This window comes from Frankia sp. AvcI1, assembly GCF_001420875.1.
Taxonomy (GTDB): Bacteria; Actinomycetota; Actinomycetes; order Frankiales; family Frankiaceae; genus Frankia; species Frankia alni.
Genome location: NZ_LJFZ01000031.1, coordinates 36,268 through 61,876 on the forward strand (window position 1 = coordinate 36,268; position 25,609 = coordinate 61,876).

Annotated in this window: 14 protein-coding genes and 20 pseudogenes; 14 read left to right on the forward strand and 20 right to left on the reverse strand. The window is 73.4% G+C overall.

The window, feature by feature from the left end; translation table 11 throughout:
- Both UK94_RS65185 and UK94_RS65190 read right to left on the reverse strand, forming a co-directional pair.
- Positions 1 to 64: pseudogene (locus tag UK94_RS65185) on the reverse strand (hypothetical protein); the annotation flags it as partial.
- Position 65: 1 nt separating this feature from the next.
- Positions 66 to 345: pseudogene (locus UK94_RS65190) on the reverse strand (aldo/keto reductase); the annotation flags it as partial.
- 354 nt (positions 346 to 699) lie between these two features.
- On the opposite strand from UK94_RS65190, the gene UK94_RS75050 reads away from it, so the two are divergent.
- The 7 genes and pseudogenes from UK94_RS75050 to UK94_RS25430 form a co-directional block, all read left to right on the forward strand.
- Positions 700 to 743, forward strand: a 44-nt coding sequence (locus tag UK94_RS75050; RefSeq protein WP_268761620.1) for a hypothetical protein, incomplete at its 3' end; no start/stop codon positions are given.
- Between the two features lies 1 nt (position 744).
- The coding region (locus UK94_RS65195) for an AMP-binding protein (RefSeq protein WP_313949593.1) at positions 745 to 1,009 on the forward strand (265 nt) is incomplete at its 3' end.
- A 15-nt stretch (positions 1,010 to 1,024) separates the two neighbouring features.
- Positions 1,025 to 1,323 (forward strand): annotated as a pseudogene (locus tag UK94_RS65205) (acyl-CoA synthetase); the annotation flags it as partial.
- Position 1,324: 1 nt separating this feature from the next.
- A pseudogene (locus tag UK94_RS65210) lies at positions 1,325 to 1,465 on the forward strand (hypothetical protein); the annotation flags it as partial.
- 1 nt (position 1,466) lies between these two features.
- Positions 1,467 to 2,046 (forward strand): annotated as a pseudogene (locus UK94_RS65215) (AMP-binding protein); the annotation flags it as partial.
- Position 2,047: 1 nt separating this feature from the next.
- Positions 2,048 to 2,247: pseudogene (locus UK94_RS65220) on the forward strand (acyl-CoA synthetase); the annotation flags it as partial.
- A gap of 152 nt (positions 2,248 to 2,399) precedes the next feature.
- Positions 2,400 to 3,188 carry a M50 family metallopeptidase gene (locus UK94_RS25430; RefSeq protein ID WP_231861326.1) on the forward strand — a complete coding sequence of 263 codons (789 nt, stop codon included), beginning with the start codon at positions 2,400 to 2,402 and terminating at the stop codon, positions 3,186 to 3,188.
- Between the two features lie 129 nt (positions 3,189 to 3,317).
- On the opposite strand, the gene UK94_RS25435 is transcribed toward UK94_RS25430, so the two are convergent.
- Positions 3,318 to 4,325, reverse strand: a complete 1,008-nt coding sequence (locus UK94_RS25435; RefSeq protein WP_231861324.1) for an alpha/beta hydrolase — start codon at positions 4,323 to 4,325, stop codon at positions 3,318 to 3,320.
- A 353-nt stretch (positions 4,326 to 4,678) separates the two neighbouring features.
- On the opposite strand from UK94_RS25435, the gene UK94_RS25440 reads away from it, so the two are divergent.
- Positions 4,679 to 5,533, forward strand: coding sequence for a CoA ester lyase (locus UK94_RS25440; protein ID WP_268761621.1), 855 nt, complete (start codon positions 4,679 to 4,681; stop codon positions 5,531 to 5,533).
- On the opposite strand, the gene UK94_RS25445 is transcribed toward UK94_RS25440, so the two are convergent.
- Entirely contained in the window at positions 5,530 to 6,240 is a 711-nt protein-coding gene (locus UK94_RS25445) for a TetR/AcrR family transcriptional regulator (RefSeq protein ID WP_157734433.1), read from the reverse strand. The two genes, UK94_RS25440 and UK94_RS25445, sit on opposite strands and share 4 nt — an antisense overlap.
- 142 nt (positions 6,241 to 6,382) lie before the next feature.
- Between UK94_RS25445 and UK94_RS65225 the strand changes: the two genes are divergently transcribed.
- From UK94_RS65225 to UK94_RS25460, 5 genes and pseudogenes are all read left to right on the forward strand, one after another.
- The coding region (locus UK94_RS65225) for an NmrA family NAD(P)-binding protein (RefSeq protein ID WP_235489859.1) at positions 6,383 to 6,465 on the forward strand (83 nt) is incomplete at its 3' end.
- Position 6,466: 1 nt separating this feature from the next.
- Positions 6,467 to 6,618: pseudogene (locus tag UK94_RS65230) on the forward strand (nucleoside-diphosphate sugar epimerase); the annotation flags it as partial.
- Position 6,619: 1 nt separating this feature from the next.
- On the forward strand, positions 6,620 to 7,303 hold the full coding sequence (locus UK94_RS25450; protein ID WP_235489822.1) for a nucleoside-diphosphate sugar epimerase: 684 nt from the start codon (positions 6,620 to 6,622) through the stop codon (positions 7,301 to 7,303).
- Between the two features lie 233 nt (positions 7,304 to 7,536).
- The gene (locus UK94_RS25455; protein ID WP_235489825.1) at positions 7,537 to 8,859 is read left to right on the forward strand and encodes a sensor histidine kinase; all 1,323 of its coding nucleotides are present in this window, start codon (positions 7,537 to 7,539) and stop codon (positions 8,857 to 8,859) included.
- A 47-nt stretch (positions 8,860 to 8,906) separates the two neighbouring features.
- Positions 8,907 to 9,350 (forward strand): hypothetical protein, encoded by a 444-nt coding sequence (locus UK94_RS25460; RefSeq protein ID WP_011606602.1) that lies wholly within the window; start codon positions 8,907 to 8,909, stop codon positions 9,348 to 9,350.
- Positions 9,351 to 9,470: 120 nt separating this feature from the next.
- On the opposite strand, the pseudogene UK94_RS75055 reads toward UK94_RS25460, so the two are convergent.
- From UK94_RS75055 to UK94_RS76525, 16 genes and pseudogenes are all read right to left on the reverse strand, one after another.
- Positions 9,471 to 9,574: pseudogene (locus tag UK94_RS75055) on the reverse strand (phosphopantothenoylcysteine synthase); the annotation flags it as partial.
- A 1-nt stretch (position 9,575) separates the two neighbouring features.
- Positions 9,576 to 10,015 (reverse strand): annotated as a pseudogene (locus UK94_RS25465) (flavoprotein); the annotation flags it as partial.
- Positions 10,016 to 10,153: 138 nt separating this feature from the next.
- A partial coding sequence (locus tag UK94_RS65235) for an ATP-binding protein (RefSeq protein ID WP_235489827.1) occupies positions 10,154 to 10,792 on the reverse strand: 639 nt, incomplete at its 5' end.
- Between the two features lie 43 nt (positions 10,793 to 10,835).
- Positions 10,836 to 11,497, reverse strand: a pseudogene (locus UK94_RS65245) (GNAT family N-acetyltransferase); the annotation flags it as partial.
- Between the two features lie 462 nt (positions 11,498 to 11,959).
- Positions 11,960 to 12,377: esterase-like activity of phytase family protein (locus tag UK94_RS65250; RefSeq protein WP_235489830.1), on the reverse strand; the 418-nt coding region annotated here is incomplete at its 5' end.
- A gap of 1 nt (position 12,378) precedes the next feature.
- Positions 12,379 to 13,228 (reverse strand): annotated as a pseudogene (locus UK94_RS65255) (esterase-like activity of phytase family protein); the annotation flags it as partial.
- Between the two features lie 146 nt (positions 13,229 to 13,374).
- Positions 13,375 to 13,530: pseudogene (locus UK94_RS65260) on the reverse strand (DNA mismatch repair protein MutT); the annotation flags it as partial.
- 1 nt (position 13,531) lies between these two features.
- A pseudogene (locus tag UK94_RS65265) lies at positions 13,532 to 13,773 on the reverse strand (NUDIX domain-containing protein); the annotation flags it as partial.
- A 364-nt stretch (positions 13,774 to 14,137) separates the two neighbouring features.
- A pseudogene (locus UK94_RS65270) lies at positions 14,138 to 14,795 on the reverse strand (PIN-like domain-containing protein); the annotation flags it as partial.
- 1 nt (position 14,796) lies between these two features.
- Positions 14,797 to 15,001, reverse strand: a pseudogene (locus tag UK94_RS65275) (PIN-like domain-containing protein); the annotation flags it as partial.
- 1,778 nt (positions 15,002 to 16,779) lie between these two features.
- Positions 16,780 to 19,086, reverse strand: a pseudogene (locus UK94_RS76515) (DUF87 domain-containing protein); the annotation flags it as partial.
- Positions 19,087 to 20,565: 1,479 nt separating this feature from the next.
- Positions 20,566 to 20,746, reverse strand: a 181-nt coding sequence (locus tag UK94_RS65285; RefSeq protein ID WP_235489834.1) for a DUF559 domain-containing protein, incomplete at its 5' end; no start/stop codon positions are given.
- A gap of 1 nt (position 20,747) precedes the next feature.
- Positions 20,748 to 22,056 (reverse strand): annotated as a pseudogene (locus UK94_RS76520) (hypothetical protein); the annotation flags it as partial.
- A gap of 14 nt (positions 22,057 to 22,070) precedes the next feature.
- Positions 22,071 to 22,366, reverse strand: a pseudogene (locus UK94_RS75065) (hypothetical protein); the annotation flags it as partial.
- Between the two features lies 1 nt (position 22,367).
- A pseudogene (locus UK94_RS65290) lies at positions 22,368 to 22,457 on the reverse strand (hypothetical protein); the annotation flags it as partial.
- A gap of 1 nt (position 22,458) precedes the next feature.
- Positions 22,459 to 23,001 (reverse strand): annotated as a pseudogene (locus tag UK94_RS76525) (toll/interleukin-1 receptor domain-containing protein); the annotation flags it as partial.
- Between the two features lie 244 nt (positions 23,002 to 23,245).
- Between UK94_RS76525 and UK94_RS25510 the strand changes: the two are divergent.
- Positions 23,246 to 25,280: serine/threonine-protein kinase (locus UK94_RS25510; RefSeq protein WP_268761622.1), on the forward strand; the 2,035-nt coding region annotated here is incomplete at its 3' end.
- Positions 25,281 to 25,609: the final 329 nt, after the last annotated feature.

The following is a 25,609-nucleotide window of genomic DNA, read 5'->3' on the forward strand; positions in this document are numbered from 1 at the left end:
GATGTAGTCGGTGTCGAGCCGGCGCAGGCTGTCCTCGACGGCGCGGGTGATCCAGCGCCGTGAGNCGCCGCGGTGGTTGCGCTCGTCGCCCATCGGGGTGAAGCACTTGGTGGCCAGGACGATGTCGTCACGGCGGCCCTTGATGGCCCTGCCGACGATCTGCTCGCTCTCGCCCTGGGAGTAGACGTCGGCGGTGTCGACGAAGTTGATGCCCGCGTCGAGCGCGTGGTTGATGATGCGTTCGCACTCGTCGTGGTCGGTGTTGCCGAAGGCGCCGAACATCATGGCGCCCAGGCACTGGGTGCTGACCTCGACGCCGGTCCGGGCGAGCTTGCGGTACCGCATGGGTGAAGCCTCCTGCTCGTCATCGCTGACCCTGCATGTGTACCGACCCTGCACGTGCTGACCCTGCATGTGTGGACGCCGATCCCGCGGCTGAGAACTCCCCCGCACTGCCTATCGAGAGGGATTAATCGGACATCGAGGGGCTCGGACGGGCAGGAAACCGTCGCCCGCAGCCGACCGTNACGATGAGAGCGCACTCGAAGTCAACCCGGCTGGCGAGGCCCGGTTCGGGGGTCGAGCCTGGCGCCGATGTGTCGAAGTCTGTGGACGTAACGTGACGGCGTCGATATTGTGATGGCTGCCACATTCGGATCCGCTCGAACGGCCACGCCGCATCGGCATCAGGGAGAGCGCATGTACCCGGGGGTGTTCGCCGAGCAGTCTCCCCACAAGCCGGCNGTGATCGTCGCCGGCACGGGTGCCGTGCTCACCTATGGCGAGCTGGAGGACGCCTCGAGCCGGCTCGCCCGCCGCCTGCACGAGGTTGGTCTGCGCCGCGGGGATCATCTCGCCCTGCTCACCGACAACGACCCGCGGGCCTTTGAGGTCTTCTGGGCAGCGCTTCGATCGGGCCTGTACATCACTGCCGTCAACCGGCACCTCGTCGCGGACGAGGTCGCCTACATCATCGACGACTGCGGCGCGCGCGGCCTCGTCGTCTCGGNCGCCCTGCTCGACNTGGCCGAACAGATCGTCGAGGCGACCCCCCGGGTCGGGATCCGGCTGGTCTACGGCGCGGACGCGGGTGCATCGAGTACGTATGGCTCGTACGACGAGGCGCTGGCCTCGGTGCCTCCCGGCCCGCTGTCCCACCAGCCGTGCGGCACGGACATGCTGTACTCGTCCGGCACCACCGGCCGGCCCAAGGGGATCCGGGACGACCTGCCCGAGCGCGAGGTCCACGAACCCGGCGACCCGCTGGTCACCCTGTTCGGGTCGATGTACGACTTCGGCCCCGACACCGTCTATCTCTCGCCCNCACCGATCTACCACGCCGCGCCGCTGCGGTTCGGCGGCTGGGTGCACCGTCACGGCGGGACGGTCGTGCTGATGGACCGCTTCGACGCCGAGGGCGCACTCGCCGCGATCGAGCACCACCGCATCACCCACAGCCAGTGGGNGCCGACGATGTTCGTCCGCATGCTCAAACTCGCCCCGGCTGTCCGGGAGAAGTACGACCTGTCCAGCCACAGGGTCGCCGTCCACGCGGCGGCGCCCTGCCCGCCCGAGGTGAAACGCGCGATGATCGACTGGTGGGGTTCGATCATCTACGAGTACTACTCGTCGACGGAGAAGGCCGGCGCCACGTTCATCACGACGGAGGAATGGCTACGCAAGCCGGGCTCGGTCGGCCGCCCCGGGATGGGGATCGTCCGGATCTGCGGCGACGACGGCGCCGAGCTGCCCACCGGCCAGGTCGGCACGATCTTCTTCGAGCGGGACGTCCCCGCGTTCGAATACCACAACGATCCGGCGAAGACCGCCGCCGCCCGCCACCCCGACCACCCCACCTGGTCGACCACCGGCGACGTCGGCTACCTCGACGAGGACGGCTACCTGTTCCTCACCGACCGCAGGGCGTTCACCATCATTTCCGGCGGGGTCAACATCTACCCACAGGAGATCGAGGACAGCCTGACCCTGCATCCCAAGGTGCTTGACGTCGCGGTCATCGGCCTGCCCGACGAGGAGATGGGGGAGNGGGTCGTCGCCGTCGTCCAGCCCGCCCCGGCCGCAGTCCCCGGCCCTGAGCTGGCCGCCGAGTTGCTGGACTTCCTGCGCCCCCGCCTCGCCGGCTTCAAGATCCCTCGCACGGTCGACTTCGTCGACGACCTGCCGCGCACCCCCACCGGCAAGCTGGTCAAGCGCCAGCTCCGCGACCAGTACCTCAACACCGTCTGAAGCCGTGACCGGGCGGGATCACCGGACATCCTGTCGGCCGCGGAATCCCGGCGATACCGGGAAAAGACGAGGAGTCACCCAGATCGGCCCGGGATGATCGTGGCCGGACGCGGGAGCGGAGGCCGGGCGGCATCCGTGTCAGGGCGGCATCCGTGTCTGGGGGTACCAGGCCGGCGGCGGGCAGCCTCGGGCTCGGGGTGACGCGCCTGCGCCGGCCCGGGGGGATTCGGCGTGGCTTCGGGGGCGCGGTGAGCGTGGTGGCGGACGGCACTCTTGCCGTCGTTCTGGACGGGGCGGCGGCGCCGCGGTCGGTCGCCGTCGTGACCGGGCTCCTCGCGCTGCTGGCCGTGCTCGTCAGCAGCGTGCCGGAGCATCTCGACACCGCCGTCCACGAAGGCGGGCATGCTCTCGCGGCCTTTCTCTCCGGCCGGCGGGTGGGCGGTGTCTGGGTCGAGTCCGACGGCAGCGGCCTGACCTATTCGTTCGGCCGGCGCCGCGGCATCGGACTGTTCGCCACGCGGGCGGCGGGCTACGTCTTCCCCTCGCTGATCGGGGTCTGCTCGGCGCGGCTGCTGGCGGCGGGCAAGGTGACCGCCGTGCTCATCCTGGCGGTGGCGGCGCTCGCCGCGTTGCTGCTCGTGATGCGCAACCGCTTCGGGGAGCTGGTCGTCGTCTCGGTCGGTGCCTCGCTGATCCTCGCCGGCCGGTACGCCCCGGGCTGGGTCCAGCTCTGGTACGCCTATCTGCTCACCTGGGTGCTGCTGTTCTCCGGTCCGCGGTCGGTGCTGGTCCTGCACCGCGCCCGCCGGCGCGGCGCGGTCGGCTCGGACGCCGACAAGCTCGCCGAGAGCACCCATCTTCCTGCGCTGTTCTGGGTCCTCGCCTTCGGCGCCGTCAGCCTGTGGTGCGCCCTGAAAGGCGCGGCCCTCCTGCTCGCCTGACCCGCCGCCGCGGCCAGCCTGGCCTGGCCTTCCTGCCTATCCAGAGGGACGAAACGGACACGGAGGCCTCCGGACAGGCAGGACGGCGTCCGGACACGGAGGCCTCCGGACAGGCAGGACGGCGTCCCATCAGCCGGCTGGGGCGGCACGGCCGGCCGGAGTGCCGCCGGCCGCGGCCGTCTCGACGCGGGCGAAGTGGGCGTCGACGGCGGTCAGCCACGCCAGCGGACGGCTGGCCTGGGGGCTGTGATCGGCCCCGGCGATGACGGCGAGATGGGCTCCGGGGATGTCGTGTGCCAGGGTCTGCGCACCCGCCCGCAGCGTGGAGTCGTGCTCGCCGACGATGACGGTCGTCGGCACGGTGATCTCGCCGAGCCGGGGAACGAGCGAGGGATAGCCGCCGAGTTCCCGGCCCAAGGCGGCGAGCGCCTCCGGGTCCGCCTGGCCCAGCCCCGCCACCTGACGTTCGGCAGGGTTGCGATGGTCATGGACCGCGCCCACGCCGTCGCCCTGCGCCGCACCCACGCCGCCGCCCTGCGCCGCGCCCGCCGGGCCGTCGGCGTCGGTACCGGCACCGGCCCGGCCGTCGCGACGGGCAAGGTCGGAGCCCGACGCGATCGCCGCCGCTCCCTCCAGCACCGCCGCCACGATGCGCCTCGCGACCGGTCCGGTGGCGCTGGCGGGCGCGGCGGCGGTGTCGACGAGCACGAGGGAACGCACCCGGTCCGGATGCTCCAGCGTGTACCGCAGCGCGACCACCCCGCCCAGGGAGTGGCCGACAAGATGGATCCCGGCCGGCCCGAGTGCCGCAACCACGGCGGTGAGATCGGCGAGGAGGAGGTCGAAGCTGTAGTCCGCCCGACCGCCGGGTGCCCGGCCGCTGGCGCCGTGCCCCCGATGGTCGTAGGCGATCACCCGGCGCGTGGCGGCCAGCTCGGGTGCCACCGCGGCCCAGTCCGCGGTGCTGCCGGCGATCCCGTGGACCAGCACGACCGGGCTGCCCCAGCTGCCGACTCCGCCGCCCGGGGCGCCGGCCAGAGCCGCCCCACCGGGCGGGCGGGCGTCCGGCTGCACGTCCTCGACGTGCAGCTCCAGTCCCGCCGCCACCGGCAACCGCCATCCGCTCGCACTGACCACGTGCACATCCTCGCCTGGTTGGGCTCGCTCGCGCCGTTGGGCTCGCTCACATGGTCGGTGCGTTCACCTCGTTGCGCTCGGTCGGCTGGCCCCCGGCACCGGCCACCGGGCCAGTAGGGTGAGTCCGCGTGTCCTCGACCGCAACAGCCGGTCTGGTCGGAGAGACATCGGTTTCACCTGGTCTCCGGCGGACCGTCCGGGTCCGGATGGCGGGGCGGGACGGGGCGCGCGGGGACGGGAGGGATGCGGTGACAGCCGAGGGTGCCACGGCCGAAGGGNCAGCGTCCGAAGGGACGGCGGCCGGAGCGACGGCGGCCCACGGGACGGCGGCGGACTACCGGCCGCGTCGGTCGGTGCTGTACATGCCGGGGGCGAACGAGCGGGCGTTGGAGAAGGCGAAGGGTCTGCCGGCCGACGCGCTCATCCTCGACCTGGAGGACGCGGTGGCCCCGGCCGCCAAGCAGGAGGCCCGGACGCGGGTCTGCGCCGCCGTGGCCGCCGGCGCCTACGGCCGGCGGGAGGTGGCGATCCGGGTCAACGGGCGGGACACACCCTGGCACGCCGACGATCTGCGCGCCGCCGCCCAGGCGGGACCGGATGCCGTCGTCGTGCCGAAGATCGGCTCGCCGGCCGACGTGCACGCCGTCGAACGGGACCTGGACGCGGCCGGGGCGCCGGGGCACACCCTGATCTGGGCGATGGTGGAGACGCCGATCGCGATGTTGCGCGCCCTGGAGATCGCCCAGGCCTCGCCGCGCCTGGCCGTGCTGGTGATGGGCACGAACGACCTGGCCAACGAGCTGCGTGCGCAGCACGTGCCCGGCCGGGCGCCGCTGCTGACCGGTCTGGGGCTGTGCCTGCTGGCGGCGCGGGCCAGCGGCAAGGCGATCCTCGACGGCGTCTACAACGACGTCCGCGACGCCGAGGGTTTCGCCGCCGAATGCCGGCAGGGCCGTGAGCTGGGGTTCGACGGCAAGACCCTGATCCATCCCGGCCAGGTCGAGCCCTGCAACCGGGCGTTCTCGCCGTCCGCCGAGCAGCTTGCCGAGGCCGCGGAGATCGTGCGGGCCTGGGCGGACGCGGAGGCCGCGGGCCGGGGGGTCGTCACCGTCAACGGGCGGATGATCGAAAATCTGCACGTCGACAACGCCCGCCGGCTGCTCGCCGTCGACGCCGCGATCGCCGGACGCCCGAGGGCGCTGCGCTAGCGGCGTGCGCCGTGGCTGTCCAGCAGGATCCGGACGAGGTCGCGGGCGTGCCGCGCCGGCCCGTCGGCGCCGAGGGCCGCCACGCTGGCGTAGACGCCTTCCATGATCAGAACCAGCTGGTCGGCCAGCTCCCGCGAATCTGAGGTGGAGTCGGCGCCGGGAGCGGTGGGGTCGGCGCCGGGGGCGGCTAGGGCGGCCGTCATCGCGGCGAACTGGTCGCGGACCCAGGCCTTGGTGGCGACGGCGTGGCGATGGGCGGGCGCCTGTGGGTCGGGGATCTCGGCGAGCGCCATGAGGAACGGGCAGCCGCGGCAGCGGTCGGGTCGCGTCTGCTCGACCAGGGCGTCGAACACGGCGAGGATCCGCGCGCGAGGCGACGTCCCGCCCGCCTCCGCCGCCTCGGTGAACCACTGCCGGTACAGCGCGCCCGCCCGTTCCACGTAGGCGGCGACGAGATCGTCCTTCGCGGCGAACAGCCGATAGAGGGTGGTCGGCGCGACGCCGGCCTGCGCGGCGAGCGTGTCCACTCCCGTGGCGCGGATGCCCTGCCAGTAGAACAGCTCGTGCGCCACGGCCAGCACGTGCTCACGGGTCTGCGCCGCACTGCGCCGCGGTGGCGACGGTGACGGCGGCGGTGAGGGCGGTGGCGTCGCCGGCGGCGGTGGGGCCGGGGAGTCGCCGTCGGTCGTCCTACCTGTACCTGGCACGGTCGTGAGTCTCTCGTCGTCGGTGGTCGAACCCGGGCGGGCCGTGGGTTGCGGCGTGCAGGTTTATGGTCCCGCATTGTTAGGGAACGTTCCGTACCGCCGTCAAGCTGATCATTGAGCACTCTCGCCGGGAAGGACGATCATGTACCTCGTCACCGGAGCAACCGGCAACATCGGGCGGGAACTCGTCGACGCGCTCGCCGCGGCCGGCCAGCCGGTCCGCGCNCTGACCCGTCGCGGCGAGCTGCCCGCCCGGCCCGCGCCGTCCGCCTCATCCCCGTCACCTGCGTCATCCCCGTGCGAGGAGTCATCCACGTCACGCGCGCCGCTCGAGGTGGTGCGCGGAGACCTGGACCGACCGGAGACTCTGGCCGGTCCNCTGGCCGGCGTGCGGGGGATGTTCCTGCTGCCGGGCTACCGGGACATGCCGGGGGTGCTCGCCGAGGCGCGCCGCGCCGGGGTGGAGCACGTCGTGCTGTTGTCCGGCAGCTCCGCGGCCAGCGGCGACCGGAGCAACGCCGTCACCGACTACATGGTGCGCTCCGAGGAGGCCGTGGCCGCCGCGGGGGTGCCGTGGACGGTCGTGCGCCCCTTCGCGTTCATGTCGAACACGCTGCGCTGGCTGCCCCAGCTCGAGGCCGGCGACGAGGTGCGCGAGCCGTTTCCGGACGCCCCGGCCGCGGTGATCGATCCAGCCGACATCGCCGCCGTGGCCGCGCGGGTGCTGACCGCTCCGGGCGGGCAGGCGGGGGCGATCCACACCGTCAGCGGGCCGCAGTCGCTGCTGCCGGCCGAGCGGCTCCGGCTGCTCGCCGAGCGGCTGGGTCGTCCGCTGCGGCTGGTGGCACTCGGGCCCGACGAGGCCCGCGCGGAGCTCGACCGGACGATGCCGGCGCAGTACGCCGCCGCGATGGCCGACTTCTACCTCGACGGCTCGCTCGACGAGTCGCCCGTGCTGCCCACCGTCGAGGCGCTGCTCGGCCGCCCGCCGCGGACCTACGCGCAGTGGCTCGACACGCACGCCGCGGAGTTTCCCGCCGCAAGGCTGGCCTCGCCCGTCTGAACGGGACGGGGCGGGCCACGGGGCGGGGCGGGCCACGGGGCGGGGCGGGATGGATCTGCGTGGGACGGGGCGGGGTCGGGATAACCCGAAGGCGAGTGGTGGGCACACCGGCTGGGAGCGTCGAGGACGCGGCGGCAGGCTGAGAGGCGTCCCCACGGGGACCGGGCGTCCCGCGGTGACCGTGTCCCGGGCGACCGGGCCGTGACATACTGCTTCCGAAGGCGCCGATGATCATGACGAGCCCACCGCCCGGCGTCCCCGCGCGGGAGCCTGGACCGCCGCGCTGGCGGGTGCACCGGGAGTTCGCCCACACCCTGGTCGGGCTGCTGCTGGGCATCCTCTCCTTCGTCTACGCGGTCGTCGCGATCTCCGTCGGCGCCGGCCTCGCCGCCACCGTCGTCGGCCTGCCGCTGCTGGCGGCACTGATCGTCGGCGCCCGCCGGCTCGGCGAGGTGAACCGGCGGCTGGCCGTCGGGCTGCTGCACGCGCGCGTTCCCGCGCCCCGCCCGTTCCGGCCACGCCGTCCCGGTGCGTCCGGCTGGATCCGGGCGGGGCTGGGCGACACGGTCGGCTGGCGGGCTCTCGCCTACCTGCTGCTGAAGTTTCCGCTCTCGCTGGTCAGCGGGATCGTCTCGATCACGCTCTGGGGCTACGCGCTGGGCGCGGTCACCTACGCGGTCTGGCGGCCGTCCCTGCCGTTGCAGCACGACGGCGACGGGCAGGGGCACCGCGGTGCCTCGTTCGGCACCGACTACTTCCTCGACACCGCCCCCCTCATCGTCGGGGTGACCGTGACGGGGCTGCTGATGCTGCCCGTCGCCCGCTGGACGGTGCGCGGGCTGGTGCAACTGGACGTGCTGCTGAGCCGCGGCCTGCTCGGCCCGACCCGGCGATCGCTCACCGCGCAGCGGGTGCGTGACCTGGAACGCACCCGCGCCGCCGCCGTGGACGACTCGGCCGCGGCGCTGCGCCGCATCGAACGCGATCTGCACGACGGGGCGCAGGTCCGGCTGGTGGCGATGGCGATGAACCTCGGCATCGCCCGCGAACACCTCGCCGCCGACGGCGACGCCGTCGACCTGGAGACCACCCGCACGCTCGTCGACGCCGCCCACCGCGACGTCAAGGAGGTCCTCGTCGAACTGCGGAACATCGCCCGCGGGATCCACCCGCCGATCCTCGACCGGGGCCTCGGCGCGGCGCTGGTGAGCCTCACCGCGAGCAGCGCGCTGCCGGTGCGGGTGAACGTCGACCTGCCGGACCGGCCGTCGGCGGCGATCGAGACGATCGCCTACTGCTGCGTCGCCGAGCTGCTGGCCAACGCGGCCCAGCACAGCCATGCCGGCGAGGCGCACGTCAGCATCGTCGGGCGCGCCAGGCGGGTGCGCGTCGTCGTCGGCGACGACGGTGCCGGCGGGGCGCGCGTCGACCCCGGCGGCGACGGGGGGCTCGCCGGCCTGGTGGAGCGGGTCCGCACTGTGGACGGCTGGCTCGCCGTCACCAGCCCGTCCGGCGGCCCGACCGCCGTGACCGTGGATCTGCCGCTGCACGCGTGACCGGATCGTGGCGGGCTGGGCCGACCCGTGACGGCTCGACCCGAAAAATGATCCCTCGTGGTCGCGAGCGGGGCGGCGCGCTCCGTCGAGACGCCCTGGTCCAGGTCGGCCAGCGCTTCGCCGCCGCGAGCGGGACGAAGCTGACCGTCACGGACCTGGCCCCGACCGCGTCCACGAATCCCAACGGAACGATCGAGTTCTACGCGATCGTCTTCCTGGCGATCGGCAGCGCGCTTGGCGCCACGGTGCTGGGGCGCGTCCTGGGGACCGTGGCCGCGCTGACCCCGTACTCTCCCCACGGCGGCGGCCTGTCGGTGCTGCGCGGCGGCCAGTACTTCGATGGCCGGGGCATCGCCGCCGGTGTCGGCTGCCTCGTCGTCTGGGCCGCCGTCGGACTGCTGCTCCTGGCCGGCGCGGCCGTCCGAACCGGTCTGCGGACCCGGACGGCCGCACCGGCGCCGACCGCCGGACAGGCGCCGGCACTCGGGTGACCGCGCGGGGGATGTCGCACACGGTCACCCGATCACCTGGTGGTCCGATGACCTGGTGGCCCGGGAGCCTGATGGCCGGGTAGCGCGGCAGTCTTTCAGGAGGTCTTCGCGGCCTCGAGNGCGTCGAGGAGCTTCTGCCAGGGGAACAACGCCTTCCACGCCTCGATGTCGGGGACGTTCTCCAGCACGACGTCCTCGTATTCGAAGATCACCTGTACGCCCCANGAACGCAGGGTCGCGATGTTCGCGAGGAACGCGGGATGCTTCGCGTGGGTCGGGTTCGGCGGCAGCCCGATGATGATGGGGATCCCCGAGCAGATCGTCTCGTTGAGCAGGCTGAGTGCGAGGGTGTCGGAGATCCCGCCGGCGAACTTGTTCACCGTGTTGAAGGTGGCCGGCGCCACCACGATGGCGTCGGGTACCGGGCGCTCCTCGTTGTCGTCCTCGACCAGCGTGTACTCGCTGCGCACCCCGTGACCGGTGAGGTTGGCGAGCAGGCCGGTGTCGATGAACTTCAGCGACGACGGGGTGGCGACGACCCGGATGTCCCATCCGGTCGACTGCGCCTGCTTGACGAAGACGGGGAGGTCGTCGGCGGGATACCCGCCGCCGCAGACGACGATGTAGAGCGCGCGATTTCCGACAGTCATGGCGAAGAAACCCATCTCGAGGCCGCGGAGAAACCAGAAGCATCTGTTCCAGTCGTCATTCTCCGCCGGATCGGCCGCTTTCCGGGCGGAGCAGCCGAACGTCGGGTGCGGACGGACCGAAGGTCCCGCCGCACCCGGCACCGGCAAAGGACCTCAGATGCGGGTGAAGGCCTCCGCGTCCCGGCGGAAGCGGTCGAGCTCGGTCAGGCTGATCGTCGGACGGGCCTGTCGGGCCGCGTCGAGCAGGTCGGCGGTGGTCAGCGGCGTCGCCGCGGGGTTCTCGCCGCCGTCGGGACCGGCCGCGTCCGAGCCGGGCTTGCCATGCAGCCAGGTGCCGTCCGCGGCCCGGTGGAAGGCCGCCGCGGCCGAGCGCTGCACGACCGCCGAGAGGTCCGCGGGGGTGAACAGGTCGGTCGCGGCCACCACCGCGTCCAGGTCGATGTCCTCCTTGTTGGCGACCCGCTCCAGCAGGCCCGCCAGCAGCACGCGGCGTCCGCTGGCGTCCGGCGGCCCGACGGGGAGTACCAGGTCGAACCGGCCGGGCCGGACGAACGCCGGGTCCAGCGCCGACACCGCGTTCGTCGCGCAGATCAGCAGCCGTCCCTGCACCCCGCGGAACAGCGGGATCGCCTTGAGCAGCTCGTTGACGACCGACTGGTTCTCCGGCCGGGTCTCGCGGGACTGGGCGATCTCGTCGACCTCGTCGATGAACACGACGACGCGTTCGACGCCCATCAGGTCGTCGATCGCCGAACGCAGCTCGGCGGCGAGCCCGGCCGCCCCCGAGGCCAGNCGCGACGGCAGCAGCTCCACGAACGGCCACTCCAGCCGGGCNGCGATCGCGCGGGCGAACGACGTCTTACCGGTTCCCGGCGGCCCGAACAACAGCATCGCCGTGGGGATGACCACGCCGTAGGCCTCGGCCAGCTCTCGCTCGCGCACCGGCAGCAGCAGCCGCTGCTCGATGAGCTTGCGCTCGTCCTCCATGCCCGCGAGGTTCGACCACTCGGACGTGCTCAGCAGCGCCCCACCCCAGCGTTCGACGGTCGACACGTCCGCCGGGCGCAGCGGGATCTGCTTGTCGTAGAGCACCTGCCCGGTGGCGCTGAAGCCGCGGTTGAGGAACGCCTCCTCCCCGGACTGGCCGGGGGTGATCAGGGTGGTGATCCGCCGGCAGCCGGCGTGCAGGAGCAGGTTCTCCACGCTCTGCAGCAGGCCGGAGCCGATGCCGTGGTGACGCCAGGCCGGCGCGATCGCGACCGTGAGGACCCGGCCCGCGCCACCCTCCTTGCGCCCGATCGCGGCCCCCACGATGTGCTCGCCCGCGACGGCGACCACGACGGGGGACTCGGTGTCGGGCGGCTCGTGCCGCAGCGCCAGCACGGTGTCGGTCAGGTTGATCGGCGGTCCGCCCGGGGTGCTGCGCACCTCCTCGAGCAGCCGCACGGTGGCCGCGTAGTCGACGGTCTCGTAGGGACGGATGTGCCAGATGGGCACGCTGGCTCCTTCAGGTCGGTCACCGACGGATCGTCGAGACGACTCTGCCTGGGCGGTCCCGGCGAACCCGCCGGGACTGTTGGAGTTTTGTAAGGGGACCTAGGGACCGGCACCGGTTGACGAAGGCAGTCTGTGTGCCCGGGGGTGCTCCCCCGGGCGGGGTCGCCGTCCCGACGCCCGACGGCACGCGACGGCGCCCGGCCGGCCGCGGCGACGCTGGTGGGCGCGCGGCGCGCGGCGGTGGTGACGCTGCTCGCCAGGCACCTTCGACGGCCGGCCCGGTGACGCTCGTTCGGGCGCCCGCATCGTGGACCCCGCCACGCCCATCCGGGGGTGACCACTCCGCCCCGGCGCCCCCGAACGGGTGCATCGCCCTGCGTTCGGACGATGTCCGGCACCGCCCCGCGGGGCAGGGGAGTCACCGCCCGGATCGCCTCGCCGAGGGGTCGGCGCGGGCGGTGGTCAGGGCAGGGGCGCGGCGAGGGTGAGTACGCGGGTGATCTGGGTGGCGGCGAGGTTGTCGTCGCTGATCAGGGTGAGCGTCGCCGGGCCGCGACCGGCCGGCGGCGCGGCGACGGCGAGCCCCTCGTAGTTGTCGAGCAGCGGGTTGAGCTGCGGCTCCCGGCTGGGCGCGCCGAGGGTCGGGCAGCGGACGAGGTCCGCGACCGGCTGCTTGACGATGATGTCGGCGGCCGGCGCGGTGGCGAGGTCGGCGATGCCGCCGACGTCCGGGGCCCGGTCGGCGCCGGTGACGGCGTAGAGGGTCGCGGTGTTGCCGACGTTCGGCGTGAACGCCGCCTCCAGCACGACCAGCCGCCCGTCACCGTAGGCCGTCGCCTCGGCGATCCGGTTGCCCGGGTCGACCCGGTAGCCGAGCTGGNGGATCAGCCGGAAGCCGTCGGCCGCGCCGGGGTCGGCGGCGTAGACGAGGATCCGCCGGAACGGGGCCTGCCCGCTCCCGGGCTGTCCGGCCCCGGGCTGTCCGCTCCCGGGCTGTCCGCTCCCCGGCTGTCCGGGACCGGCGGCGTCTGTGGCGGCGGCCTCTGTGGCCGGGGCGTCCCCGGCGAGCGTGCCCTCCATCGCGGCGTAGACGAACCGCCCCGACGGCGAGATCGACAGGCCCTCCAGGGTGGCGTTCGCCGTCGCCTCGCCGGCGGGCGCGACCGCGAACCGGGCCGGCACCGCGAGCTGCCCGGCCTGCCGACCGTCCCGGCCGAACACCCGCACGGACGGCTCCGTCTCCGAGCTGACCAGGAACCGCCCGTCCGGCAGGACGGCGACACCCTCCCCGTCGAAGCCCGCCGCGTCGTACGGGATGCCGTCCGGTCGGCGCAGGGTCAGCGTGCCCGTCGGCGTGGGGTGGCGCGGGTCGCGGAAGAAGAACAGCCGCGCCGGATCCGTCCCGCTGTGGTCCTGGACCGCCACGTACCCGCCGCTGCGCCAGTCCGCCGCGAGCCCCGACAACCCGCCGACCGTCACGCCGCCGATCGACGCCTTGTCCAGCGCGTCGCTGAACCCGACGGCGACCGCGCCGGGCGGGCAGACCCGCTCCCGCGGCCCGCCCGGCGCCGCCGAGGCACCGGCCGCCGCACGACTCCCGGGGGCCGTCGTCAGCGTGCTCGCCGTCGTCGACGCGGCTGTCGTCGTCGATGCGCTTGCGGTCGCGGCGGCGGAACACGCGAGTGCCGCGGCCGCGGCGGCGGCCAGAACGGTGCGACGGATCGATGTCACACTGTCACCCTTCTCGGGCAGGGGTGACCGGCGGAAGGCCGGTGAGATGAACGGCGCCCGAACTCATGCCACCGAATGAACGCGGCCGCTACTTGGTCGGGTGGGCGGGCACATCACCATCCCTTGGCGGCGAAGTTCTCGCCGCNGCGGAACAGCTCGATGCCGGTGCGGGAGGTTCTGTAGGTCCGCGCGGGGATCGCGTCGAGGGGGAACCAGGCGATTCCGGCGCACTTCTCCGGCTCGGCGTTGACCGGCTCGCCCGTCCAACTCGCCGGCCGGAAGACCAGGCCGAGGCGCGCGCTNCCGCGGTCATTGCGGGAGTGGATCGTGGCGGTGAGGCAGAGCCTGGACCGATCGAGGACGAGGCCGGTCTCCTCGCGGGCCTCGCGCACGAGCGCGCTGGCGGCGTCCTCGTTGTGTTCGAGCTTCCCGCTGGGCAGGTTCCACCAACCGTCGGCGAATCCGGTTCCCGCACGCAGGGCAAGCAGCACCTGGTCGTCGCGGACCAGGAGCAGAAGCACGTCCACGGGACTCGTGTAGGTCATCGGAACTCCAGGGCCGGTGGATTCAGTCCTCGTCGACCGCCGGGTCGGCGGGGGAGCCGAGCAGCGCGGTGACGGAGACGGGGAGCTGGAAGCCGATGGCCTGGCCGGACTGGTCGTCGTAGACGGCGTCCAGCAGCGGCTCGGCGTCGAGCGGGATGCGCCCGCGGCCCTGGAAGTAGGCGACGATGCGGCGCACGGGACGGGTGAACCCGCGCAGGCTGCGGTCCGCCCCGTAGCCGATCCGGTACACCTCCTCGCGGCTGATGAAACCGTCGGACTCGGCGGCCCGCTCGATCGCCCGCGCCTGCACCGCCGCCTCCTGGCGCAGCCGGCCGAGGACCGCGTCGAGCGCCACCGCGGTCCNGCCGGTCTCCTGGTCCTCGGGCTCGTCGTCCCGATCGTTCCGCTCCTGCTGCAGTTGCTGGACGCGACCGACGTCGGCCAGCGCGGCGGCGGGCACCTCGACGCTGAGCATCTCCCCGGCCAGCCGGAGCAGCGTGTCGGGCCGGACCATGTACAGGGCGCAGCCGGCGGTGTCGAGCAGCTCCCGGACGAGTTCGGGCCGCGGGCCCACGGGGAGGCCCTGGTCGAGACGCCACCAGTCCTCCTTGACGTCTCCGGTGACGAAGAGGACGGCGCAGTGTCGCGCGCCGGCCTCCACCTGGATCTGCTTCCAGAGCACGTAGTCGCCAGCCGGAGCGGCACCCTTCTTCGTGCCGTCCTTGTAACCGGGCGGGCGCTGCTGCTCGACCCTGCGCAGACCCTCGTCGACCGCCTCGCGGTGCTCGTCGGGCGGCAGAGCGGGACCGACCCGCCGCTCGAGAATGGTCGCCAGTCGCTTCACGACGGGGTCGAGGTTCGAGTCGGTGGAATATCGTGCCATCTCGCGGTCATGGGTGGCCGCGATCCGCTCCGACACATGGTCGAACCCGGCAGCGAGGGCCCTGTGTAGGCCGGTCGCCTCCACCAGGTCGAGGGAGAGCCGGTTAACCCAGGTGCGTATCACCTTGTCAGCCTGGTCGNGCAGCTTCAGCAGCTCGCTCTGGGCCGCCGTCGTGCCCCGCGGGTCGCGCAGCACGTTGGTGCGCTGGGTCCAGAACTCCGCGACGACCTGATGCGGTGCCCACACCCGTTCGCCGAGCCCGGTGAGCACATCCAACAGGTTGTCGCGCGCGTCCGGGTGATAGCGATACAGGTTGAGCAGGACGTTCGTGTCCGGCACGACCATGCCACTCGTCAGCACCCGCCGGTAGTCCTCGACCGACGGCGTGCGGTACGCCTCGAACCCGTCGAACAGGCCGAACTTGCTTGCCGCCAATCCTGGTGTTACCGCGGAGTCCCCCACACCGGAAAACTTTATGCCTTGGTCACGGGGCGGGTCTCGGCGGGGTTCTTCGCATGGCCCGGGTGTCCAGGCGAACGCCGACGGTCGCGTCCGCTATCTTGTCAATGAGATCGGCTCGTCGTTCCCGCGCACGGTGCGGGACGTGCAGCGCGTCGGCAAGTGCCGTCAACCGGGGAATGAAGGTGTCGAGGTATCGCCGCAGCCTCCTCTCGGCTAGACATCGCCGTCAGGGCGGCGTGCGCGGCAGTGGCCTCCTGCGGCGAGACGATATGCCCAAGATCGTCGCCGAAGGCCGGTTTGGTGGAGGTGNCTGGAACAGGGGAGCGTCCAGCCTGGCGGGCGTTCGCCGACTGCTCTCGTGCGCCGAGGATCAGAGATCGCCGGCCGGAGAGGAGATCGTTTAGGCTCGCGAGGTCCAGACTCTCAACCAGGTCGGCGAGCCGTCGAAGCGCGGCCGCGAGCGCCGCCGGCCTCGTGTCATTCATCGTGCAGCGCCTCCAGTCTCGCGGTGAACTCGGCTGCTAGAGCCTGNCACTGGCCGGGAATGTCCCGCTGCTGGCGGGATTGCGGATCCNCAAGCACGATAGGCGCGGTCGCTGTCGTGCCGCCATACCGGACGGTGTCGAAGATGATGGAGTTCAGCACCGGAAGCTTGCGCTGGACCTGGTCGATCGCGTTGCGTTGAGAGGGGGNGACCTCGTCGCGCTGGTATGACCGCACCATCGTGAAGACGACTCCAAGGATCCGAGGGATCANCCGAGCAGGAATTCCCTTCCGTGTCGCTGCCGGGCCCGCTCTGTCGTCGTACTCGCCGACGAAATGATCGAGCCGTTCCCCGAGGTGGTCGATCGCCTGAGTGGAAAGCCGATCCGACGGCTCGGTACCAGTAGGCAGTTGCTGGCGACGATCGCCGTCCGGGTCAGAACTCCGAAGTTCGGCGCGCAGTCGAACAGCACGAGATCATAACTGGCCTCCCGCACGGTCTCCAGCGCAGCGACAAGTCGTCCGTATACCCGGAGGAACGGCGTTCGTGGGGGATTCGGGCCGCCGAGCTCGTGGATAAGTCGCTCCTCGGCGCCGCTCAGCCGCAGATCAGCTTTCGCTTCTCGCGGGTGCGCGAGACGGGCGCATTGGAACCGTCGTCGGTGCGCGTCTCGGGGTCATTAGTCCTCCCTGGCGCGGGCGATGACCTCCTCGTCGGTCAGGGGGGAGGCGGGATGGTGGGTCAGGCACAGCGGGGTGCGGATCTTCTCGAAGGTCAGCGCCTCGCTGGTGGCGTAGAACTCGCCGACGCCGAGCCGGCCGATGTCCGCCGCGTCGCCGCCGCTGGCGCGCGCCATCAGCCGGGCCGCGTCGATCTGGGTCGGGCTGTTGAGCCGGCCGAACAACTGCGTGGTGGCGTTGCCGGGGATGCCGTTGTGCAGGTTCTTCGGCGCCTGGGTCGCGAACACCAGCCCGAGGCCGTACTTGCGCGCCTGGGCGGCCAGCGCCAGCGTGCTGGCGGTGCAGGCGGTGGTCGGCCCGGACGGGGCGAACGTCTGCGCCTCGTCCATGACGAACAGCCCGCCGAGGGGACGCTCGCCCGCGGGGTTGCGTTTCACCCAGGCGAACAGGGCGAGCTGGAGCTGGTTGACGAAGCTCTGCCGCTGCTCGTCCTGGGNCAGCCCGATCAGGCTGATCACGGAGACGCGGGCGCGGCGTCCCGGGGCCGGGCGCAGCAGCGCCCCGGGATCGACCGGCGCGCCCTGCCCGCCGAACAGCGGATCATTCACCATCGCCGCGCGCAGTGTCTGGGCCAGGCCCTTCGCGAGCTTGTCCGCCGGGTCGAGGTCGGTCACCCCGTCGGGCAGGTCCGCGAGCAGCTCGACTAACGCGGTCAGACCGGACCGGTTCCCTCGGGCGAAATGGCGCAGCGCGGCGGTGAGGATCGCCCGGCCGATGCTGGCCCGGGACGTCGCGCCGGTCACGCCCGCCCGCGCCGCGAGAGTGGCCACGGCCGCGTCGATCGCCGCGGCGAACTCGTCCGGGTCGTCGCGCAGACCGGCGAAGTCGGGCAGCGGCTGGAAGCTCACCGGCCGGCCGCCGTCGCGCCGTGGCGTCCAGATCACCACGTCGGTGCCGGCGAGGTAGTCGTCGGCGAGGCTCTTGTCCTCGCCCTGCCAGCCGGCCGGCGGACTCGGCCACGCCTCGCCCAGCCGGGCCAGGTCGTTGTTCGGGTCCAGCACGATCGAGGACACGCCCCGCAGCGCCGCCTCCTCGATCAGCCGCCGGATCAGGACGGTCTTGCCCGACCCCGACCCGGCGAAGATCGCCACGTGCCGGCGCAGGACGGCCAGATCGAGCCGGGCCGGTTCCGCCGAAGCCAGCGAGGTGCCGAGTACGAACGTGGACGGCGTGCCCGGCGCGCTCGTCCGCTTGGTGGGGGCGGGGATGCCGGCGACCCGGTCGGGGGAGCCGTTCGCCGGTGTCGGACAGCCGCCGGCCGCACCCGCCCTGTCGTCCACTGTCCGCGCGGCGCCGGCCTCGGGTTCCGCGGCGCCGCCGGGGGGTTCGACGGCGGCGTCCCCCAAGGCCGTGCGCAGCAGGGACGTTGCGCTGGCGGGGCGGCGCGCGGTCAGCCATTCGCGCAGGTGGGGATGCTGGCGGTCGAACAGGGTCCGCAGCGCCGCGAAGGTTGCCAGGTCGTCGCGGTCGAGGCGGTGCACGACGCCGCCCGCCTCGGTGAAGGCGGCGAGTGCCTCGTGCGTCTTCGTGCCGTGGCCCCAGTCGGTGTTGCGCAGCAGGAACAGCCGCCGGCGCGGGTTGCCGGCGGCGATCCCGGACATGACGCAGGCGCTGGTGATGCGGGGCAGGATCGCCCGGCCGTGGCCGGAAGTGATCGCCCGGAACGACCACTGAGCCTGCTCGCCGGTCTCGGCGTTGAGGATGTGGGACAGCCGGGCGTGCAGCGGCGGCCGGGCGCTCGGGCTCGGTTCGAGGCCGAAGCCGCGGCGCGTCCCGCCGTTCTCGGTGATCCAGGCGGTGAGTCCCGCGTTCAGTAGCTCCGGCATGACGATGTCCTCATTGGCCGGCGTCACGCTCGGCACGGTTGCGACCAGTTCGGCGAACACCGCGTCCAGCGCCGCCAGGGACGGTTCGGCCGGGTGCGGCGGCGTCCCCGCGGTCGAGGCCGGCCCGGTCGAGTTCCCGTCCGCCGCGGGTGTCGAACCGACCCGCCTCGCACCCTCCTGGGACGCCGCCGCCGGCTGGGCTTCGGCCTGGCCGGCCACTTCCCCCGCGATCCCAGCCATACCGGATCCGACGGTCCCGGCGGATCCGGCCGCGGTTGCGGACGCATCGGGCGTGGCTGGTTCGGCGGCCCGGGCGGCAGCGTGCGCGTCGGGTTGCGCGGAGAAGTCGTCCAGCTCGCGGACGACGCCGGCGGACAGGCAGGTCTCCAGATGCCGGTCGATGCGTTGTAGCAGCTCGCGCGGGGTGTAATGGGGAGCGCGGTCGAACGCCGCGCGCTTCACCGGCCAGGTCGGGTACGGCGGGGTGAAGCCGATCCGGTCGAAGTCCTCCCGGAACCGCCGCTCGATGATCCGGACGGTGATCGCGGGATCCTCAAGCCGATTGAGCGGCATGATCTCGTGGAAGCGGTCGCGCACGGACGTCACCGCGTTCTCCCGGAACAGGATCCAGCTCGCCGGCAGGCAGGCCAGCAGGCACAGCGTCCGCTCGGTCCGCTCGTGCAGCATGAGCAGCCCATCGGCGAGCACGTTGAACGCCACCGACCCGCCGCGCCGCCCGTCCGGATCGTCGTCACGGACCGCTGCCTCGGCCACAACCGTGTCGACCTGGTCCACCGCAATCACGCTTGGCCCGGTCAGGGCCAGCAGCCGGGACAGCTCGTGCACGATGTCGGCCGGGCGGCGGGTGGCGGGCCGGATGCCGCGGCGGGCCCGCTCGCCGGGCTCCTGTTCGTCCATCGATCGCAGATAGGTCTCGCCAACGGTCAGCTCGTCGTAGTCGTCGGAGTTGTACAGCGTCAGGGCCCGCAGGGTGTGCTGACATTCCCGGGCCAGCGCCCGGTCGTGGTCGCCCAGCGCGACGATGAGGTCCTTCAGGTGCCCCGGCTCCAACGCCGTCTCGCCCACGACGGAGGCGGTCAGCTCCGCGGGTACGCGCAGNAGCTCGCACAGCGACCGCAGGAACCGTCGAAGCTGGGTCTCCCCGTCGACGGGCCGGAACAGGTCGGACAGCATCGACCCGACGACGCTGGCATGGAACGCCTCGCTGCTCGCGTGCCCGACCAGGAAGAAGTACCCGCCGAGTTCCTGGACCTGCTGACGGACCCAGCCAAGCAGGTGCGTCTTGCCCGCGCCGGCCTGGCCCTGCACGACGACGCCGAGCGGCTTGCGCGTGTCGGCCTCCATCAGCGCGGCGAGGATGCGTCGCCGCGGCTGCGTGTGCAGGCCGTCGACATGGACCGGGGAGCTGCGCCAGACGTCCTCCAGCGCGTGCACCCAGTCCAGCCTGACAGCGGCCAGGGCGTCCAGTTCGGTGATCATGCCGGCCCGATCAGCAGCAGGTGGTTGTCGTGCTCGCCGATGCGGACCGCCGCCGCGCGGTCCGCGGCATTCAGCGACTTCTGGTCCTCGTCCGGCACGACCCGCACGTCCGGCTGGCGCGCCATCCGCCGCAACGCCCGGTCGACCTGCGCCTTGGCCGTGCCGCCGAGAAGCGGGCGGACCTTCGCCAGCCGCACCCAGTCGTACGGCCCGGCGGCGAGACTGGCGTACGCCGCCCGGATAGCCGCCTCGATGGCCACGCCACCGTCCTCGTCGACCATGTCGTCCGCGGGCCGACCGCTGTCCGCTGGCCTGGCTTCGTCCGCGGGCTCGGCGTCCACGGTTGCCGTCGCCGCAGTCGATGGAGCCGTCGCGGTGCCCGCCGCCGGTTCCGTGCTCGGATCGGGCAGCGCCGGGGGCGTGGCACTCGCCGGCGGGGAATCGGCCGGGCCGGGCGGATCGGCGCGGAACAACTCGCCGATGGCGATCTGCTCCCGTTCCAGGAACCGGTGCAGGCCCTCGGCGACGGCGAAGAAGACCCCGGCGGGCAGGGTGCCCGTCTCGATCGGACGCGGCGCCAACTCCTGGCAGCCCCGTGCCCAGCCGGCGTCGGTGACCTGATGGAACAGGAAGTTGCCGTGTCCGGGCACCTTGNCGCTCTCGACGAGGCGCAGCTCGTTGAGCCGGCGGCGCTCGGCGCCGACCAGGGTGAAGCGGAACCGCTCGCGCAGCTCCTCGTTGGAGATCGGCCGGTCCTGGGCGAGCAGGGCCAGCAGGATCGCCGCCTCCCGGGCAGACAGAGCTGAGCGGTCGCGGCTGGCTGATCCCGTGCGGCGCGCCGTGGTCGGGCGGGCCGGGTCGCTCGTGGGGGTCGGGGAGCTGGCGGGGGTCATGGTCCTATGCCTCTTTCGGAGTCTTTCGGCGCGCCTCGACGCATCGTTCGATCTGGCTCGCGACGGCGTCCACGTCGTCGAGCACCTGGTCGTTGGTGAACCGCAGGACGGCGAAGCCGTCGAGGACGAGTTCGGCGTCCCGCCGCCGGTCCGATTCGTAGTGCGCAACCCCGCGGTGTTCCGGGNCGTCGACCTCGATGACCACCCGCTCGGCGGACCAGATGAGGTCGAGGTAGTGCAGCCCGGTCAGGGGGCCGGAGCGGTAGGGCTGGTTCCAGGCCCGCCCGTGCGCCCACTCCTTGGCGCGCAACGCGCCTTCGAGCCGCTTCTCCGCCCGGCTCGCCGGATGCGGCCGGCCGACGACCGCGGGCAGCACCACTCGGTTCGGTCGGTCATCGCCGCCCGCCGGCATACCCGGCTCATCCGTCGCCGTCGCCGTCGTCGGTGTCGTCGTCGTCGGTGCCATCGTCGTCGACGACGGTGGGGCGGCCGGCGCCCTCCAGGTGGACTGCGGCCGGGCCGGCTCCGCCCCGGCGCTCCGCGCCCGGATGCGCCCCTCGCGCGTCGCTGCCGTCGGCTCCATCTGGTTGATCGCGGCCGTGCTAAGGGTCGCGGGGGTCGGTGTGGCGACCTCGCCCGGCAGCGGGGACGCCGCCGGCTCGGACGCCCCGTCGGCCGGGGCCGGGCGCCCGCTCGCGGGGCAGGACACGGTCCTGGCCCGGTCGGCGTCCGGGCCGTCGGGGAGCCCGGTCAACCACACGCCGACGCGTGCCGTATAGGCGAACCAGGCCAGTGCGTCAAGGGCGGTCCGTCGGTCGCGGAGCCGACCCCCGGATGCCCCCGGATCGACGAGCAGTACCAGCCGCTCACGGCCGAACCCGGCGGCGATGGCCTTCGCGACGCCCGCGGCCCGTACCTCGACGGTGAACCGCGTGCCCGTCGGCGCCCCGCGCAGGGACCGCTCGGCCAGATCCGCCAGGTACGGCCCGAAGACGTCCAGCGCGGCGGCGCTCCGGCTGGCGAGGGCCCGCGCCGCGGCCACGCCCACCCCGCCCGCCGACTCGATGACCTCGGCGCCTGGCAGCCAGTCGGGGAACAGCGCCACCGCGACCGACTCCAGATCGGCGAGCAACGCCCGTTGGCAGGCGGCGAGCGAGGGCTGTGCGTCCGGGCGGTAGCCGAGGACGGCGGGCGCGTCGGCGGGCAACGGGTCCAGCGCGGCGCGGACCGCCGGTTCGACCGTGTCGGCCAGTCGGATGACCCGGTCCGCGGGCAGCGTCGCCCAGGATCCACCGCGCCGGCGCCGGGGCGCCGCCGCCGGCCGACCTGACTTCTGCGGCGGGTTCGCGCGCGGTGCGTCTCGGGCAGCCTGCCCCGGATTGCGGGCGGCCTCCTCTGGGCCCCGGGCGGCAGGGTCGGAGAGCGGAGAGACTGGGGCCGCGTTCGGAGGGGAAGGCGCTGAGTCATTGCCGCTGCCCGGCCGGATCGCCAGCATCGTCGCGGGCCGTNGCTGCGTGGTCCGGGGCGGACCACCGGGTGCGGCGACTGGGGGGCGAGGAGTGCCGGCGGCCTGGTTCGTTCTTCGTCGCCATGCGGACGCCGCTTCGCCGGTCGGCGGTGTGGCCGGACTTCCGGCCCGCGAGCCACAGCCGGTTGGGGCCGAGGGAAAGGCGGGTTCGGCCAGCCGGGTTTGCGCCTGGGCTGGGAAGGCTGGTTCGATGTTCGGCTTCGCGCGTCCGTCGATCGCGTGCCGGACCAGGGCGATCAGCGTGTCACGGGCGGAATCGGCGGGCTGGTCGAACAGGNCGATGGGGGCGAGCTGCTTCAGTAACCCGGGCAGCTCGCAGTCCTCGACCCGGACAGGCAGGAGCCGCCGCCCGGCTCCGGATGGGTCGGNGGCGAACGCCGCCTGCCACTCCGGGGTGTCGTCCAGGGAGCGCAGATACGCCGCAGACAGCACGACGATGGTGCGTTCCGCGCCGACGACGCCCTGCTGGATATGCAGGCTCCAGTTCGATCCCGGCACGAAGTCCCAGGCCCGGATGAGCACCCGGTAATGCGCGGACTCCAGTTGCCAGGCGAGCCACTCGGCCCACAGACGATCTTCGGCCGCATACGAAAGAAAGAAGTCCCATCGTCCCATGGCCGACACGCCGTCCTCACCCCCGTTTCGGACTCGGCGCCGATTGTGCCACCGGGCCGCAAGACCCGTGACGGCCGGTGGTTCCGGTACCCGCAGGGCCGCCCGCAGCCGACAGCCGATCACCCACCGCCGGACGTCGAGCGGCCCGTGCTTTTCGTGGCACCTTCTCTCGCGATCCGACCGACGCGGTGTTCCCCGAAACCCGCCGACCTCCCGGCTGAGAAGTCCGAGGTGTTTGCTCGGAGAACAACGGCGAGGGAGTCCTCCCGCCCCGAACTGCCGTTTCGAAGAACCCATCGGGCCCGCGTCGGGGACGGTGGATAGGACGTCGGCGGTAATCCCGGGCGGCCACGGGCGCTCGCTGTCCCCTGTCCCGGTCGTCGTCCGCGCCCCGGCGCCCTGACCGCTCGGTGGCGGATCGGTCGCAGGTGCTCGGTTATAGTCGGCTCACAGATGATCCCGGCCTGGTGGCGGGCCTGGAATGGCGGGGAACGCGGCGGACGCGGGGTAGCGCGTGATCGTGCAGGGGCACGTCCAGGCGGTGCTGCCGGACTACGAGATCGGCGCCGAGCTCGGCCGCGGCGGGTTTGGCCGGGTGTTCGCCGCCCGGCATCGCCGGCTCGACCGGGACGTGGCGGTCAAGGTGCTGGCGGTGCCCGCGCCCGCGTCGGAGCCGCCCGCCGACGGCGTCGACGCCGAGGCGCGGATCGTCGCCAGCCTCGACCATCCGCACATCGTCCGGGTCTTCGACTACGTGCGCGACGCGGACATGGCCCTCATCGTCATGGAGCTGCTGCCCGGCGGGACGCTGGCCGGGCGCGCGCAGGCGGGGCTCGCGCCGCCGGCCGCCTGCGCCACCGTCGCGGCGGTCGCCGTCGCCCTCGACCGGGTGCACCGCGAGGGCCTGCTGCACCGCGACATCAAGCCGTCGAACATCCTGTTCGCCGCGGACGGGGCGCCCAAGCTCACCGACTTCGGCATCGCGCGCCTGCTGGAGTCGACGGGCACCGCCACGCCGACGAGCGTGGTCGGCTCGACGCCGTACCTGGCGCCCGAGCAGTTCGACCTCGCCGCCGCCGGGATGGCCGCCGACGTCTACGCCCTCGGCGCCGTGCTCTACGAGCTGCTCGCCGGCTCGCCGCCGTTCGGCGCCGACCCGCGGCCGCACGTCATGGCCGAGCGGCACCGCCGGGCCGTGCCGCACCCGCTGCCGCGCATCCCTGCCGAGGTGGCGGCCGTCGCCCTGCGGGCGCTCGCGAAGGATCCGGCGGAGCGCCAGCCGAGTGCGCTCGCCTTCGCCGCGGACCTGATCGACGCCACCCGGTACGCGTTCGGACCGGACTGGCTGGCGGGCACCGGGATCAGCTTCCGCGGCGACGAGGACCTGCGCCGCCGCAGCCGCGGCCCGCTCCCGCCGACGCGGCGTTACCGGCCGGCCGACGCCAGCCCCCCGACCACCAGCCCCCCGACCACCAGCCCCCCGACCACCAGCCCCCCGACCAACGGGTGGCTTCCCGCCACCGGGCTGATCGGTGGCGGGCAGGCCGGCGGGGTCCGGTCGCGGTACGCCGGGGTCCTGCGGTCGCTGCGGGAGCGGGGCGGGTCGGCGTGGGCGCGGGCGCGGGTGGGGGAGCTCGGCTGGTCCGCGTCGGGCCTGATCGCGGTCGTTCTCGCGGTCGTCGTGCTGCTCGCCACGGGCGTCCTGCGCGTCGGGCCGGGCGGCGGCGGCGGGCCCGCGGCGGCGCCCGTCCGGCCGAGTGCCGCGCCGGCGTACCCGGTGAGCGCGCCGCTGCCGCTGCGTGGCCTGGTCAGCCTGGCGGCGGACGGCGGTGGCGACATCCTGCTCGCCGACTCCAGCCAGCACGCGCTGACGCTGTTCGCGCGGGGGGCGGCCAGCACGGTCGTCGGCCGGGCCGGCGCCGACCGCAGCGGCCAGCCGGGACCGGCCCGGGACGAACCGGCCGCGGTCGCCGCGCTGCGCCGCCCGGCCGGCATCGCCGCCGGCGGTGGTGACGGGTCGATCTTCATCGCCGACGAGTGGAACTGCGTCGTCCGCCGGGTCTACCGGCCGGCGGGGCAGCCGTGGCGGGTCGAGACCGTGGCCGGGCGGCCGTCGACGGAGACGGTGGACCGGGTGCTGGCGGGGGCGGCCGACGGCGGTAAGGCGGTGGCGCCGGCGACGATCTGCCCGGCGGGCGGCGCGGCCGGGCCGAAGAACGTCGGCGCGCAGATCGGCACGCCGACCAGCGTCGCGGTGAGCCCGGGCGGCGCGCTGTACTTCACCACCGGCTACGCCGGCCAGGTCTGGAAGATCGATCCCGCCGCCGGGACGGGCGACTACCGCACCACGGCGGCGCAGCTCGTCGCCGGCAACGGCGCCGCCACCGACCGCGGCCACCGGGTGGCCCACGAACGCCGGTACGACGACGGCACCGACCGGGCGACCGAGGTGCCGCTGGCCAACGCCTACAGCGTCGCGGTCGACGCCGCGGGACGGGTGTTCGTCCTGTCGTACGCCGACGGGCACGCCCGCATCCACGTCGTCGAGAACGGAACGATCAGGACCGTCGTCGACCNCACCCTCGACGACGCCGCCATCACCAGCCTCACACCGGCTCCGGGCGGCGGCGGGGGAGTGCTGTTCACCGACGCCCGGCACGGGGCGATCTGGCAGGTCGGCGACCGGCCGGGCGGCACCGGCCCCGGCACCCNCACCGGCCCCGACACCGGCGGCACGGGCACTGAGGGCACCGGCACCGCTGCACCGGTCCGGCCGGTCCTGCGGCAGGCGTGCGTGGGCGACACCGAGCGGCTGTTCGGCGTCCTCGCCGATCCCGGCGGCGACCTGTACTACACCTGCAACGACGCCACCCAGGCGTCGCTGTACCGGATGTCGGCGCGGGCG

What these genes read in the sequence shown, in the direction of transcription:
- UK94_RS25455 (WP_235489825.1), top strand. Translation starts at nt 7,537, where the DNA reads ATGACGAGCCCACCGCCCGGCGTCCCCGCGCGGGAGCCTGGACCGCCG.
- UK94_RS25460 (WP_011606602.1), top strand. Translation starts at nt 8,907, where the DNA reads ATGATCCCTCGTGGTCGCGAGCGGGGCGGCGCGCTCCGTCGAGACGCC.